14 protein-coding genes are annotated in these 14,560 nt (G+C 74.1%); 5 read left to right on the top strand and 9 right to left on the bottom strand.

What is annotated here, in order from left to right:
- A partial coding sequence (locus tag BG452_RS16605) for a CbiX/SirB N-terminal domain-containing protein (RefSeq protein ID WP_317621081.1) occupies positions 1–247 on the top strand: 247 nt, incomplete at its 5' end.
- A 9-nt stretch (positions 248–256) separates the two neighbouring features.
- On the opposite strand, the gene BG452_RS16610 is transcribed toward BG452_RS16605, so the two are convergent.
- Positions 257–580, bottom strand: a complete 324-nt coding sequence (locus BG452_RS16610; protein WP_188305079.1) for a hypothetical protein — start codon at positions 578–580, stop codon at positions 257–259.
- A 291-nt stretch (positions 581–871) separates the two neighbouring features.
- A complete protein-coding gene (locus tag BG452_RS16615) occupies positions 872–1,888 on the bottom strand; it encodes a hypothetical protein (protein ID WP_188305080.1) in 1,017 nt (338 codons plus the stop codon).
- A 113-nt stretch (positions 1,889–2,001) separates the two neighbouring features.
- Between BG452_RS16615 and BG452_RS16620 the strand changes: the two genes are divergently transcribed.
- Positions 2,002–2,850 (top strand): helix-turn-helix transcriptional regulator, encoded by an 849-nt coding sequence (locus tag BG452_RS16620; protein ID WP_188305081.1) that lies wholly within the window; start codon positions 2,002–2,004, stop codon positions 2,848–2,850.
- Between the two features lie 63 nt (positions 2,851–2,913).
- On the opposite strand, the gene BG452_RS48090 is transcribed toward BG452_RS16620, so the two are convergent.
- The 4 genes from BG452_RS48090 to BG452_RS16640 form a co-directional block, all read right to left on the bottom strand.
- Positions 2,914–3,627 carry a ricin-type beta-trefoil lectin domain protein gene (locus tag BG452_RS48090; RefSeq protein ID WP_411292962.1) on the bottom strand — a complete coding sequence of 238 codons (714 nt, stop codon included), beginning with the start codon at positions 3,625–3,627 and terminating at the stop codon, positions 2,914–2,916.
- Between the two features lie 290 nt (positions 3,628–3,917).
- Positions 3,918–5,654, bottom strand: coding sequence for a DEAD/DEAH box helicase (locus BG452_RS16630; RefSeq protein ID WP_411292963.1), 1,737 nt, complete (start codon positions 5,652–5,654; stop codon positions 3,918–3,920).
- A 171-nt stretch (positions 5,655–5,825) separates the two neighbouring features.
- The gene (locus tag BG452_RS16635; RefSeq protein ID WP_188305083.1) at positions 5,826–6,032 is read right to left on the bottom strand and encodes a cold-shock protein; all 207 of its coding nucleotides are present in this window, start codon (positions 6,030–6,032) and stop codon (positions 5,826–5,828) included.
- A 303-nt stretch (positions 6,033–6,335) separates the two neighbouring features.
- Positions 6,336–8,519 carry an MMPL family transporter gene (locus BG452_RS16640; RefSeq protein ID WP_188305084.1) on the bottom strand — a complete coding sequence of 728 codons (2,184 nt, stop codon included), beginning with the start codon at positions 8,517–8,519 and terminating at the stop codon, positions 6,336–6,338.
- A 471-nt stretch (positions 8,520–8,990) separates the two neighbouring features.
- Between BG452_RS16640 and BG452_RS16645 the strand changes: the two genes are divergently transcribed.
- From BG452_RS16645 to BG452_RS16655, 3 genes are all read left to right on the top strand, one after another.
- Complete coding sequence (locus tag BG452_RS16645) at positions 8,991–9,884, top strand: phosphotransferase enzyme family protein (RefSeq protein ID WP_188305085.1); 894 nt, start codon at positions 8,991–8,993, stop codon at positions 9,882–9,884.
- Positions 9,885–10,055: 171 nt separating this feature from the next.
- Positions 10,056–11,081, top strand: coding sequence for a polysaccharide deacetylase family protein (locus tag BG452_RS45670; protein WP_223242315.1), 1,026 nt, complete (start codon positions 10,056–10,058; stop codon positions 11,079–11,081).
- A 76-nt stretch (positions 11,082–11,157) separates the two neighbouring features.
- Complete coding sequence (locus BG452_RS16655) at positions 11,158–11,961, top strand: DUF1963 domain-containing protein (protein WP_188305086.1); 804 nt, start codon at positions 11,158–11,160, stop codon at positions 11,959–11,961.
- Between the two features lie 88 nt (positions 11,962–12,049).
- On the opposite strand, the gene BG452_RS16660 is transcribed toward BG452_RS16655, so the two are convergent.
- From BG452_RS16660 to BG452_RS16670, 3 genes are all read right to left on the bottom strand, one after another.
- Positions 12,050–12,514, bottom strand: a complete 465-nt coding sequence (locus BG452_RS16660; RefSeq protein ID WP_188305087.1) for a GNAT family N-acetyltransferase — start codon at positions 12,512–12,514, stop codon at positions 12,050–12,052.
- Positions 12,511–13,233, bottom strand: coding sequence for an exonuclease domain-containing protein (locus BG452_RS16665; protein ID WP_188305088.1), 723 nt, complete (start codon positions 13,231–13,233; stop codon positions 12,511–12,513). Before BG452_RS16665 ends, BG452_RS16660 begins: the two co-directional genes overlap by 4 nt.
- Before the next feature lie 432 nt (positions 13,234–13,665).
- The coding region (locus tag BG452_RS16670) for an FtsX-like permease family protein (protein WP_188305089.1) at positions 13,666–14,560 on the bottom strand (895 nt) is incomplete at its 5' end.

Consider the following 14,560-nt stretch of genomic DNA (forward strand, 5'->3'; position numbering starts at 1 on the left):
CTCGGCGGACGGCCCCCGGGTGCCGGACGCGCTCGCCGCCCTGCGCGCGGCGGGCGCCTCGCGCACCGCCGTGTCCCCGTACCTGCTGGCCCCGGGCCTGCTGCCGGACCGCATCGCGGCCGCCGCCGAAGGCGCGGACGTCCTGGCCGACGTCCTGGGCCCCGCCCCGGAGCTGGCCGCGCTCCTGCTCCAGCGTTACGACCAGGCCCGCCGCGCGGCGGTGGCGCTCCCGGCCCTCACCGCCTGAGCACGGCCCTCACCGGCCGCGCTTCTCGGCCCGGTGCAGGCGCTCGGCACGATCGATCGCCTCCCAGCTCCGGGCCCTCGCGAAGTGCCACTCGACAGCCGACAGCCCCTCTCCGCGCGCCTCGCGACCCTCCGCGGCGACAGCGGACCGGCGTTGCTGATGCTCGGCCACCGCGGCAGCGGTCACGCTGAGCGGCACCGGCTCGTCCACGTCCGCGACGGCGGCCTCGATCCACTCCCGCATGACGGCCGTCGGCTTCATCCCACGTTCCCGCGCCCGGCGCCGTACCTCGTCCATCACCGGCTTGGGCAGCCGCAGCGAGGTGGTGATCATCACCGACTCCGCGACAGCTGCCCGCCGGGCTCGGCGCTCTTGATCTCGTCCTCGGTCAGTTCGTTTGTGTCGTAGTAGTTCGCGATCGCTTCGAGCTCCGCGCTGTCGTCGGTCATCCGCCCCTCCCTCCGGGCGAACCTCGCCCGTCTTCCGGCGGCAGCCTCCCGCCGCCCCCGTGCGCGGGGCCGGCCGCCGTCACCCAGGTGAGGGACGGCGCCTTGAGGCACTGACGGCGCGCACGGCCGGGGCCGTGCGCGCCGCGAGGGCCGTGTGCCCTTCAGGCCGACCGGGTCAGACCCGGCGCAGGGTGAAGGTGTCCCCCGGGTGGCCGGCGTTGGCGTCGGCGAGGCCGCCGGAGAGCTGGTAGAGGGCACCGCCGGGGCCGGTGGTGACGGCGGTGGGGGTGGCGTCGGCGGAGGGGTGGACGGCGGTGAGGCGGGCGGTGTGCCAGTGGTCGTCGGAGCGCAGTTCGACCTCGGCGTCGCGGCCGGTGCCGAAGAAGGCGTTGGTGACGCCCGCGAGGGTGCCGTCGGGGCGGGCGAAGATGCCGTCGAGGTGGAGCAGGGCCCCGCCGTCGGCGATCTCGACCCGGCGCAGGGCGGACGGGTCCCGGAGCGGGAGCTGCCACAGGGTGCCGTCGTCCCACTTGCCGAGGACGAGCCGGCCGTCGCGGTAGACGATGCCGTTGAGGCCGTAGGCGCCGGGGGCGGGGGTGAGGCGGTCGTCGCGCAGCAGGACGGAGCCGGTGCCGTCCGGGTCGACCCGGTAGACGACGGGGGCGAAGGAGTCGGTGACGTAGGCGGTGCCGTCGGGGGCGACGGCGATGTCGTTGGCCAGGTGGCTGCCGCCGTCGCCCGCGACGGCGGCGAGGTCGGTGTAGGAGAGGCGGCGGCCGGTGTCGAGGTCGTAGGCGCCGATGCCGGCGACCTTGCCGAGGGTGGCGGGGCCGCTGCGTTCGCCGACGCCGTTGTCGAGGTTGGTGACCAGGATGCGGCGGTGGGCCTGGTCGATCCGCAGGCCGGCGATCTCGATCAGGGTGCCGGGGTCGTCGATCAGGGTGCGGACGCTGCCGTCGAGACCGACGGCGGAGACGGTGCCGTGCCGCAGCGAGCCGACCAGGAAGCGGTGGTGGCCCTGGTCCCAGACGGCGCTCTCGGGGACGAGGGTGGGGGCGTGGCCGTTGATGACGGCCGGGGCCGGGCAGTGGGCGGCCGCGGCGGCGGGTAGCGTACCGGCGGTGCCGAGCAGGGCGGCGGCCGCCGCGAGGGCGACCACGGTGCGGCGGGCGGCATGGATCTGACGGTTCATCAGGTGTTCCTCGGGGCCGGCGTTCGGTGACGTGATCAAGACTCTCGCGGGCGCCGGGTCGGCAACAGTGCGTGGGGATACTGGTAGTTCGACCACCAGGAAGGACGGGGGACATGGACGAGTCGGAGGAGCGCCGCACGGAGCTGTCGGGCTTCCTGCGCAGCCGGCGGGCCCGGCTGACGCCGCAGCAGGTGGGGCTGGCGCCGGGGGTGCGGCGGCGCACGCCGGGGCTGCGGCGGGAGGAGTTGGCGCTGCTGGCCGGAGTGGGGGTGACCTGGTACACGTGGCTGGAGCAGGGGCGGGACATCCACCCGTCGCCGGAGGTGCTGGCGAGTCTGGCCCGGACGCTGCGGCTGGACCGGGCGGAGACGGCGTACCTGTTCCGGCTGGCGGGCAGCCACCCGATGGACGGGGAGGTGAGCGCGCCCGCGGAGGTCCCGGCCGCGCTGTTGCGGCTGATGCACGCCCAGTGGCCGGCGCCGGCCTGGGTGATGGACGCCAACTGGGACCTGCGGGCGTGGAATCCGGGCGCCGACGCGCTGTTCGGGCTGTCCGGGCGGCCGCCGCAGGAGTGCAACCTGGCCTGGGTGGTGTTCGGCAACGCCCTGCACCGGCGCCGGGTGGAGCACTGGGAGGAGCACGCCCGGCGCTTCCTGGCCCAGTTGCGGTCGGCCTACGCGGAGCGCGGTGGCGAGGCCACGGCGGTGGGCCGTCATCTGGGCCGGATGATCCAGCATGTGCGGGAGGAGCATCCGGAGGCGGACCGCTGGCTGGACGAGCACCAGGTGGCGGAGCGCTCGGGGGCCGAGAAGGTGGTGCGGCACGAGGAGTTGGGCGAGTTGCGGATCGACCAGCATGTGCTGCTGGCCGCCGAGGGGCTGCAGTTGATCGTGATGGCGCCGCGTGACGCGCAGACGGCGGAGCGGCTGCGCCGGCTGGCCCCGACGGCGGTGGTGGCGTAGCGCACGCGGGTCCGCCGCCCGACGGGGGCGCGGGCGGCGGACCCGACCGTTCCTGATGAGCCGTCAGGCGGGGAGCTGCCATTTCTGGTTGGCGGCGCCGTTGCAGTCCCAGATGCCGAGCTGGTTGCCGTTGGCGGTGGAGAAGCCGAGGTCGTCCAGGCAGCGGCCGGACTGCGGGTTGAGCAGCGAGCCGTCGGCGCGGGCCTGCCACTGCTGGGAGCCGGTGCCGTTGCAGTCGTAGAGCTGGACCATGGTGTGGTTGGCGGTGCCGCCGCCCGACACGTCCATGCACTTGCCGAGGGCGCGGATGGTGCCGTCGACGCCTATCCGCCACTTCTGCGCCAGGGTGCCGTTGCAGTCGTAGATCTGGACGGGGGTGCCGTTGCCGAGGTTGGCGCCCTTCACGTCGACGCACTTGCCGACGTAGCCGGTGATCTGGCCGGTCGGGCCGGCCGGCGGGGTGGCGCCCATGATGACGCGCGGGAACATGACGGTGTCGCCGACGCCGCAGGGCGCGGAAACGCTGCCGTCGCCGACCGCCACGCCGCCGTACGCGGGGCGGGTGAACTGCACCGTGTGGGTGGAGTTCCAGTAGTAACAGGTGGCGGTCACGGTCCAGGTCTGCATCGGGTCGAGGCCGCTGCAGCTGCCGATCGCGCTCCAGCCCGCGACGTAGGCGCCGCAGGAGGACGCGGCCTGGGCGGTGGTGGCCGGTGCGACCAGGGCGGCGGCCCCGGCGAGCAGGGCGGTGGTGAGCAGGGCGGAGGTTCGGCGCATCGGGACGGCGGTCCTTCCGGGTCGGCGAATCGCGACAACTCGACGTCTGTGGACTGATGGTGACCATGCGACAGATGTGTGGGCCGCGTAAAAGAATCGGGGCTCACACCGGCCACCGTCAAGCTCTCGTTCAAGGCGAGCTTCGATGGATTCACGCCAGCTGTTTGACCGCCGGCCGGGTCGGGTGGCCCGGAAACGCGGAACGGGCCCCGCGCTCCCCCCCCCGTGGCGGGGAGGTCGCGGAGCCCGTTCGAGGGGACTCGGGGCCTGCGGCGAAGAGCCGCGGGCCGTCAGTCGAACTTGCGGCGCTGGCGCCCGGTCCCGTAGTTGCCGCCGGACTGGGAGCCGCTGCCCGGGCGGGCCCGGCCGGAGGAGCGCCCGATGAACCCGGCGGCCTGGGGCCGCTCGCCCTGGGCGGCGGAGCCGAGGCGCTGCTTGGGGCGCGGGCGGCGCGGGTTGCCGTTCATGTCGACGTCGGTGGGCAGCCCGGAGCGCTTGCCGGAACGGCGGCGCGGGTTGCCCGACTTGCCGCCGGCGGTCTTGCCGTCGGCGGAGGCGGCCGGGGCCGCGGGCTGGGCGGCGGCCGGGACGGCCAGCGCGACCGCGACGCCGCTGGGCGTACGGGCACCGGTGATCCGGACCAGGTCGGCGTCGCCGGGGCGGATCTTGGTGACGGTCGGGCGGATCCCGGCCACCGTCATCAGCCGGTTGACCTCGCGGCGCTGCTCGGGCAGCACCAGGGTGACGACCGTGCCGGACTCGCCGGCCCGGGCGGTGCGGCCGCCGCGGTGCAGGTAGTCCTTGTGGTCGATCGGCGGGTCGACGTTCACGACCAGGTCGAGGCCGTCGATGTGGATGCCGCGCGCGGCCACGTTGGTGGCGATCAGCGCGGTGACCTCGCCCTCGCGGAACTGGTCCAGGACCCGGTTGCGCTGCGGCTGGGACTTGCCGCCGTGCAGGGCGGCGGCCATCACACCGGTGGCGCGCAGCTGCTTGGCGAGCCGGTCGGCGCCGTGCTTGGTGTGCACGAACATGATCACGCGGCCGTCGCGGGAGGCGATGTGGGCGGTGGCGGAGACCTTGTCGGCGGGCTCCAGCTGCAGGACGTGGTGGTCCATGGTGGTGACCGCGCCGGCCGAGGGGTCGACCGAGTGGGTGACCGGGTCGGTCAGGAAGCGCTTGACCAGCCGGTCCACGTTGCGGTCCAGGGTCGCGGAGAACAGCATCCGCTGCCCGCCCTCGGCGACCTGCTCCAGCAGCTTGCTGACCTGCGGGAGGAAGCCCATGTCGGCCATCTGGTCGGCCTCGTCGAGGACGGTGATGGCGACGTCGGACAGGTTGACGTCACCGCGCCCGATCAGGTCGTCCAGTCGGCCGGGGGTGGCGACCAGGACCTCGGTGCCGCGGCGCACCGCGTTGGCCTGCCGGCTGATGCCCATGCCGCCGACGACGGTGGTGATCCGCAGGTTGACGGCGGTGGCGTACGGGGTGAGCGCGTCGGTGACCTGCTGGGCCAGCTCGCGGGTGGGCACCAGGACAAGCGCCAGCGGGTGCCGGGAGTCGGCGCGGCGCCCGGCGGTGCGGGCGAGCAGCGGCAGGCCGAAGGCCAGGGTCTTGCCGGAGCCGGTGCGGCCGCGGCCGAGGACGTCGCGCCCGGCGATCGAGTCGGGCAGCGTGGCGCCCTGGATCGGGAACGGCTCGGTGACGCCCTCACGGGTGAGCGTGGAGAGGATCGCCTTGGGCAGGTCCAGCTCGGCGAAGGTGGCCGCCGGGGGCCGGGCCGGGGTGCCCTCGACGACGGTGAAGTCGGCGGGCTCCGGGGTGGCCGTGCGGCCGGTCTTCGGGGCACCGGCGCGGTTGCGGGGCTTGCGCGCGCGGTCCGCGCCCTCACCGTCGCGGCGGGGGCGCTCGGGGTTGTCCCCGTTGCGGCGGGGGCGGCCGGTGCGGCCTTCGGCAGTGCGCTCGGCCGAACGGGCGGTCGAGCGGTCGGTACCGCGGTCGCGGGGCGTGCGGGCAGGGGTGGTCACGGGTTCTCCGTCTGTCGGGCGGCAGCCCGCGGTCGCGGACTGGTCGGCCGTCGTCTGGGAGAGTGCGCCGCCCCGGCCGTACGGCGGCATGAACGAGGGCCCGCACCGTGCTCCGGTGCGGGCCCCCGCTTCACGAGATCACAAGATCACGCGTCAGCGTAGAGGCTGACGTCAGGCGATGACCTGGATGTTCTCGCCCTGCGGGCCCTTCTGGCCCTGAGTGACGTCGAACTCGACGCGCTGACCCTCGACGAGCTCACGGAAGCCCTGGGCGGCGATGTTCGAGTAGTGGGCGAAGACGTCCGGGCCGCCGCCGTCCTGCTCGATGAAGCCGAAGCCCTTTTCGCTGTTGAACCACTTCACGGTGCCGGTAGCCATAACCGTCTCCTCATACTTGGGGCATCAGGGACTCACACCGCGTGAATCCCGGAGTAGCCGCGATCCCCATCCGGAGACTGAAACACCGGACAAAACAAATGCGCCTGTTGGTTGGAACCAGCAGGCGCACACACGCGTTCATGGGAACCAAAACTGCAACTGACTCGACTGTAGCACGGCGACACCCCGATTGACCGGGGACTTTTCTGCCCGACAGATCACGTTTGGCGCCCCTGGAAAGCGGGGACGGCGCCCCGCCGGAGCGGGGCGCCGCCTGGTGTTCGGCCCGGGTTCAGCCCGTGGTCAACGCCGGCCGGCCGGCTCCGGCGGCATCGTGGCGCCGACCCGCGGGGTGTGCCCCGCGCCGGGGCGGGCGTCGCCGCCGTGGCCGGGCCACCACGCGCGCTGACCGAGCAGCGCCGTGACGGACGGGGTGAAGAACATCGCCATCACGAAGGCCGCCAGCACGATGCCGAAGGCCAGCGAGAAGCCCAGTTCCATGAAGAGCACGTTGCCCGCGAGCATGAAGGTCGCGAACGAGGCCGCCAGGATGAAACCGGCCGCCGCGACCGTCGGACCGCCGTGCTTGACGGCCTCGCGGGCCGCCTCGCGCGGGCTGCGGCCCTCGCGGGCCTCCTCGCGGAGGCGGGCGATGATCAGGATGTTGTAGTCGGTTCCGATCGCCACCACGAAGAGGTAGATGAAGATCGGAAGCATGAACATCAGCCCCTCCTCACCCTTGATGTTCTGGAACAGCAGGGTGGTGGCGCCCAGGGTGGCTCCGAAGCCGAGGCCGACCGAGGCCATCAGGTACCACGGCGCGACGATGCTGCGGAGCTGGAGGCCCAGGATGATCATGATGAGCAGTGCCGCGATCGGGAAGACCAGCGTGTAGTCGTGGGCCATCGCGGCGTTGATGTCCTTGAAGACGGACGTCATACCGCCGACCAGGGCCTTGGTGTCCGCCGGGGCCGCGGCGTGCGCGGCGTCGCGCAGCTTCACCACGGTGTCGATCGCCTCGTTGGTGGCCGGCGCGTCCTTCAACTCCACGGAGAAGTCGGCGGTGGCGCCGTCCTTGCTGAGGCCGCGCTCCTTGGTGGGCATCACCACGTTGGCCACCCCGGCGACCCCGCCGATCCGGCCGGCGAAGTCCTTCAGCTCGGCGTCGCTCAGCTTGCCGCCGTTGGTGCTGGTCAGGAAGACGTGGCTGGGGTCGGTGGCACCGGCCGAGAAGGCCGTCATCAGCTTGTCCTGGACGACCATCGACTCCTTGTCCTTGGGCATGGAGCTGCCCGCGAGGTCGTAGGTCCCGGTGTAGTTGATGCCGGCCAGGGCCAGGATGAGCAGCAGACCGCCGGAGACCAGCGCGACCAGGCCGGGCTTCTTGCCGGTCATCCGGCCGAGCGCGGCGAAGCGGGCGTTCTGGGGCTCCTGCATCCACTTCCGGCCGGGCCAGAACACGGCCTTGGACGGGATCACGGCGAGCACGGCCGGGGCCAGGGTGAGCATGACGAGCGCGGTGGCGAGGACGGCGATGGCCAGCGCCGGGCCGAGCGCGGTGAACATGCCGAGGCTGGAGAGGATCAGTACCGCGAAGGCGACGGCGACGGCACCGGCGGCGGAGGCGATCGCCTCGCCGACCCGGCCGACCGCGCTGGCCACGGCCTGCTTGCGGTCGTCACCGGCCCGCAGCCGCTCCCGGTAGCGGAACGCCAGGAAGAGGAAGTAGTCGGTGCCGACGCCGAGCACCACGATGATGAGGATCGCCGAGGTCATCGGCGTGGTCTGCAGGTCGAACGCGCTGACCGCGTCGTTGATCAGGCCCTTGGAGACCGGCATCGCGATCACCAGCGAGAGCAGCACCGGCAGCAGACCGGCCAGGATGCTGCGGAAGATGATGCCGACGATCACGATGACCAGCACCAGGCCGCCGAACAGCACGATGGCGTCGGTCGAGCCCGAGGAGTCCTTCTGGTCCAGTTGGCTCGCCGCGTCACCGCCGACCCGGAACTTCAGCCCGCTGCCCTCGGCGAGCTTGGTGCCGTCGTCGCGCAGCTTCTTGGCCGCCTCGGTGAACTGCGGGTCCCCCTGCTTGGTCTGGTCGATGGCGACCTGGGACAGCGCGTACTTGCCGTCCTTGGACTTCGACTGGTCGAGCACCGGCAGGACCTGCTGGACCAGCGGGATCTGCGCGTCCGTCAGGCCCTTGACGACCTTGTCCATCGAGGCCTGGTCGTCCTTGGTCAGCTGGCCGCCGTCGTTGCGCTCGAAGAGCAGCAGGGCGGACGGCGTGAAGCTGGACGGGAAGGCCCGCGACTGGAGCTCCGAGGCCTGGATGGACTCGTAGTGGGTGGGCAGGAACTTCGACTGGTCGGTCTGGTCGACGACCTTCGCGGCGCTGATCGATATGACGACCGCACCGACGAGCCACGCGGCGATCACCCACCACGCGCGGCGAACGACGAATTGTCCTAGTCGGTGGAACATGCTCGATGCCTCCTGGGCATGGTTCACCGCAGCCCTTGGGGGACGGGACGCTGGGCGACGGCAGGACCGGGCGGGCTACGCGCGCTGGCGTTCCCTAGCCGGTCGGCAGGTAAGTAGGTCTGGGCGTCAGCCTACGAGTACGTGCTTGCCGTGCGGCAAGGAACCCCCGTGGTCCAACCCCCGTTGCGGCCGCCCGAAGCGGCCCCGCCCCAGTGTCTCCCGGACATAAGCCCGTTGACCTCGTACTCCGGGTGGAGTCTTCTCCCCCTCAGGGTGGAGTCGACCCCCTACCTCCGAGGAGGAGGCCTCAGGGTCCCGAGCCAGGGGAAACCCCCACCCCGGCCCCGAGACGGGCGCCGGGCGCCGCGCACCACGGCGCCCGGCGCCCGCACGACGGCCCGTGCGTCATGATGATCACCGTCCGGAATCCTCCGGGCGCACGGATGAACGACGGCGGAACGGAGCCCAGCCATGATCCCCTTCGACGAGGGCCGCGCGCGGCTGCTGCTCACCCAGGCCTGCGAGACCGCCGGGCTGCCCGAGCCGGATGGGGCCCGGCTGCTCGCGCTCGGCGAGAACGCCGTCTTCGACCTCGGCGACCCGGCCGTGGTCGCCAAGGTCGGCCGCGGCCCCGCGTTGTCCGACCGGGCGCAGCGCGAACTGGCCTTCGCGCACTGGCTGGCCGGGCAGGGACTCCCGGTGGTCCGCCCGTACGAGGCGGTGGCGCCCGGTCCGCAGTCGGCGCACGGGCACCCGGTCACCTTCTGGCACCGGCTCGCCCCCGCCGTCCGCCCGGCACGCCCGGCCGACCTCGCCCCGCTGCTGCGCACCCTGCACGCGCTGCCGCTGCCGCCCTTCCCGCTCGGCCGGCGGGACCTGCTGGCGCCGGTCGAGCGCTGGCTGGCCTCGGCCGAGGGACAGGTCGACCCGGCGGACGTCGCCTTCCTGCGCGAGCGCCGGGACGCCTTCGCCGCCGCCCTGCCCGGTCTGGCGCCGCGGCTGCGGCCCGGGGTGATCCACGGCGACGCGCTGCCGCGCAATGTGCACGTCGGCCCGGACGGGCCGGTGCTGCTCGACCTGGAGACCTTCTCGCAGGACCTCCGGGAGCACGACCTGGTGGTCCTGGCGCTCGCCCACGACCGCTACGGCGTGCCGGACGAGGAGTACCGGGCGTTCACCGAGGCGTACGGCTGGGACGTGCGGGACTGGCCCGGCTTCGCCGTGCTGCGCGGGGCCCGGGAGACCGCCAGCGCCTCCTGGGTCGCCCAGCAGGCGGCCGGGAACCCGGCGGCGCTCGCGGAGTTCGGCCGCCGGGTCGACTCGCTCCGCGCGGGGGCGACCGAGGTGCGGTGGTACCCGTTCTGACGGGGCGGCGCTACCCCTTCTGAGCGGCGGGTGCCAACCCGGTCGCGTGTGAGAAGACTCTTAAGCCGGATCGGTCCGGCGCGCAACCGGGACACGTACGATCGGCGTCCTATCGCACAGTCATCCTGACCGATGGATCGGCACCCTTCCCGCCCCTCAGGAGCCGCCGCCATGCACCGGACCGCCCTCCGCCGCCCCTCCCACCCGACCCGTACGACCGCCGGCCGCCGCCTGCTGATCGCGGGCAGCATCACGGTGGCCGCCGCCCTGGGACTGACCGCGTGCGGCACCGCCAGCGGGGCGCTCCAGCCGAGCGGTTCCACCAGCTCCACCAGCTCCACCAGCTCCACCGACTCCACCAGCGCCGCCGCGTCCGGCACCGCTACCGGCGCTCCACAGCAGCCGACCGGCACCGGCGCCGCCACCAGCGCGCCCACCCCCGGCTCGGACGCCGCCGGCTCCGGCACCGGCCACGCCGCCCCGCCGGCCGGCTCCACGCCGCACCAGGCCGCCACCCCGGCGACCTCCGGCCGGACCCAGGCCGCCGGCACGCCCGCACCGCCGGCACCGCCCGCACCGCCCGCCCACCCCGGGTCCGCCACCAAGGTGATCTCCTCCACCGCCTCCGGCGGCCGCACCGTCGCGCTCACCTTCGACGACGGCCCCGGCCCGGCCACCGGCCAGATCCTCGACCTGCTCGCCCAGTACCACGTCAAGGCGACCTTCTGCGAGATCGGCCAGAACGCCGCCGCCAACCCGGCCCTGGTCAAGCGGGTCCTGGCCGAGGGCCACCGGCTCTGCGACCACAGCGTCCACCACCCGCAGCCCTTCGAGAAGCTTCCGCACGACAAGGCCGTGTACGAGATCGGCGCCGCCCGCGACATGATCGTCAAGGCCGGCGGGCCGGGCACCCGGATCGACTGGTTCCGCGCCCCGGGCGGCGGCTTCAACGCCGACAACGAGCACATCGCCGCCGACCTCGGGATGGACTCGCTCGGCTGGTCCGTCGACCCGCGCGACTGGTCCCGCCCGGGCGTGCCCGCGATCGTCTCCGCCGTGCAGAAGCAGCTCAAGCCCGGCGGAGTGATCCTGATGCACGACGGCGGCGGTGACCGCAGCCAGAGCGTGGCCGCGCTCAAGCAGCTGCTGCCCTGGCTGGTTTCCCAGGGGTACACCTTCGACTTCCCCGCCGCATAAGGCAGTTGGGCCGCCGGCCGCAAAGCTGGGGCACCGGCCGCGGGGTGGGGGGCCACCGGCCTTAGGGTGGGGCGCCGTGACCGCCACCGACCTCAGCGCCACCGACCTCGTCGCCGCCGTCCCCGGCCTCGCCCCCTACCTGAGGCCCGCCACCCTGCTGCACCCCGACGCCGCCCCGCCCCACCCCGGGGCGAGCCGGATCGGCGGCCCGGCCGAGTGGCCGGCCGGCGAACCCTGGCCGCACTGCACCGCGCGGCACCCGGACGACGACCACGGGTACCCCCGCCGGGCCCCCGAGGAGACCCCCGCCACCTCCTTCGTCCCGCTCGCCCTGATCCACGCCGAGGACGCGCCGCACCTGCCCTGGCCGGACGGCACCGACCTGCTCCAGGTGCTCTGGTGCCCCAACGACCACGACGACCTCCAGGGCGAGCGCTACTACTACGGCCCCGCCGTCGAACTCCACTGGCAGCACGCCGCCGCACTCGCCCCGGCCACTCCCCCGCCGCCCCTGCGCAGCGACGAGGAGTACCTGCCGCGGCCCTGCGCGCTGCGCCCCGAACAGGTCCTCGACCTGCCCGACCGGGACGAACTGCCCGAGGAACTCGCCCGCGCCGTCGCGGAGTTCGCCGAGCGGCAGGGCATCGAGTACGAGCGCGACCACGGCCGCGCGGACGGCTGGAAGCTGGGCGGCTGGCCCTCCTGGCACGTCACCGACCTGATCCCGGTCGACTGCGGCCGCTGCGGCGAGCGGATGACGCACCTGCTGACCGTGGAGAGCGGCGACGGCCCGGACCTGTCGGTCGGCCGGCACGGCGAACTGCACGTGTTCGTCTGCCCGGTGGACGTGGCGCACCCGGTGGGGCTGGACGTGCAGTAGGGAGGCCCCCGGCCCCCTCGGATCCCGCCGGGCCCGCCAGGTCGGGTCAGGACAGGAGTCAGGCCAGGTCAGGTCAGGTCAGGTCAGGTCAGGTCAAGCGCAGCCGGTAGACCTGGCGGGAACCGCCCTCCGGGCCGGGGGCGGCGGGCTCGGCCGGGGTGAAGCCCAGCCGCTCGTAGAACACCCGGGCGCCGCTGGTCACCGCCCCGGGGTGGTCCGGGCCGAAGGTGACCACCTCGACGGCGGCCGGGGCGCGGACGTGGCGGCGCAGCGCGTCCTCGACCAGCGCCCGGCCGGTGCCGGTGCCCCGGGCGCGTTCGGCGACCACCAGCCAGTGCAGATGGTGCGGCCCCTCCGGGTCTGTGCCGAACAGCAGGCCGCCGAGCAGGCCCCGGCCGTCCTCCGCCACGGTGGCGAGCCCCCGGGCGGCGGACTTCTCCACCGCGCGGTGGAAGCCGGGCTCGGCCACCATCGGGCCGAACCAGTGCTCGACCTCGGCGGCGAGGGCGAGGAAGCCCGGCAGGTCCTCGGGGCGGGCGAGCCGTACGGTCATCCCTCGTCACCCGGAGTCGGCCTGGACGGCCAGCGCGGGTCGACCACCGCCAGCGGGTCCTTGCCGCGGCGCAGCCAGGCCTGGAGGCCCTCGGCCCACTCCCGGTACCAGCCGATCTGCCGCCGGTGCAGCTCGGCCGGGGCCACCTCCCCCACCTCGGCCGGGTAGCGGTCGGCCAGCGCGACGGCGACCCGGACGGCGGCCAGCGCGTCGCTGCCCGCCTCGTGGGCGTCCGTCAGCTCCACCCCGTACACCTCGCACACCCGTTGCAGGGTGCGCGAGCCCTTGCGGTACTTGTCCACCGTCCGGTCGATCACCAGGGCGTCCAGCACCGGCCCGACCGGGGCGCCGAGGCGCTCGGCGAGCGTGGGCAGCCCGTACCGGCGCAGCTCGGCGTCGAGCAGGGAGAGGTCGAACGGCGCGTTGAACGCCACCACCGGCCGACCGTCGGCGATCCGCGCGCAGAGCGCGGCGGCTATCTCCTCCACCGCCTCCTTGGGCTGCCGGCCCCTGCCGCGCGCGACCGCGTCCCCGATTCCGTGGATCGCCTCCGCCTCGGCGGGGATCGGCACCCCGGGGTCGATCAGCCAGTGGGCGGCCTCCACCCGGACGGCACCGACGGTGTCCACGAGTGCCGCCGTGACGATGCGGTCCACGGCCGGGTCGGTGCCCGTGGTCTCCAGGTCGAAGCCGACCAGTGGCTGCTGCCACCAGCTCATCAGGTCTGTCCTTCCGTCCTCCAGCGAAACAGCCCCTATCATCACCCGCCCCACCGACAATCCGACCGCCAGGGCGGCCGGGCCGGCTGCCCCGCGGCGGGTGTCCGGGGGCGGAGCGGCGTGGGTGACGGCCTGGACCGGGGCCCACTGGAGGGTCCAACTCCGTTTTCACGGAGAGCTGTTGGGGCGCGGCCCGCTCGGGCCGTGAGGAGGGTGCGGCCGAGCCGGTCGGTGGTGTCGCGGGCGCCGGGGAGGACGTAGAAGCAGCCGCCGTCGATGGGGCGGAGGTGGTGGGCGAGGGGTTCGACGTCGAGGCGGGACCGGGCGCCATGGCCGCTCGGCCCCGGCGCGCTGACGAGCACGCCGGGGCCGAGCGGTCCTGTCGAATGACTACCGGTGGGTCACCAGCCGTACGGCCTGCCGGCGCCGGACCTACCGTCCCGCCGCCCGACCCGCCAGCGCGAGCCGGCTGGGCAGCACGCTGGCCGCCACGGCGAGCAGCAGGCACAGGGCCGCGCCCGCGCCCAGCGGCAGCCAGGGCAGTCGCAGCGCGACGCTCGCCTGCCCGGCGAGGATGCGGTGGTTGAGCAGCGCGGTGGTGCCGTACTGGGTGAGGGCGGTGACGGCGAGGGCCAGCGCGGCGGCGGTGACCACCACCAGCACGGCCTCCAGGGCGACCATCTGCAGCACCTGGCGGCGCACCGTCCCGGCGAGGCGCAGCACGGTGAAGTCGCGGCGGCGGTCGGCGGCGCTCATCACCATGGTGTTGACGATGGCGATCAGCGCGTAGAGCAGTGCCGGGCCGAGGATCGTCGTGGTGGCGATCCAGGCGTAGTGGGCGTTGGGGTCGGGCCCGGGGTCGTGGGCGTCGGTGAGGGCGCCGCCGAGCCGGTCGGCGGGTTCGGCGCTGAGGTGGACGGCGCCCGGGTGGGCCTCGCCCAGGTGGCCGGCGACGGCCTCGCCGCTGAGCAGGATCTCGTCCAGGCCGAGCTGGGTGCGGTAGACCAGGGCGAGCCGCAGGCCGGTGACGGTGCCGTCGGCGAGGCGCAGGTTGACCTGGTCGCCGAGCTTCCAGCCGTGGCCGCGGGCCTGGTCGGTGGAGGCGGCGAGGGTGGCGCCGTGCAGGTCGGCGGCGGTGCCTTCGGCCGCGGGCAGGGTCCAGGCGGTGGCGAGGTCGCCGTCGACGACGGTGGCGGCGGACGGCACGCTGGCGGGCGAGTCCTCGCTGGGGTCGTCGAAGGCGGGCCGCTCCGCGCCGAGGCCCATGACCACGGTGGAGGTGGTGGCGGTGGCGCGCAGGCCGGGCTGGGCGGCGGTGAGCCGGCGG

Source organism: Streptomyces sp. CBMA123, from assembly GCF_014596465.1.
GTDB lineage: Bacteria > Actinomycetota > Actinomycetes > Streptomycetales > Streptomycetaceae > Kitasatospora.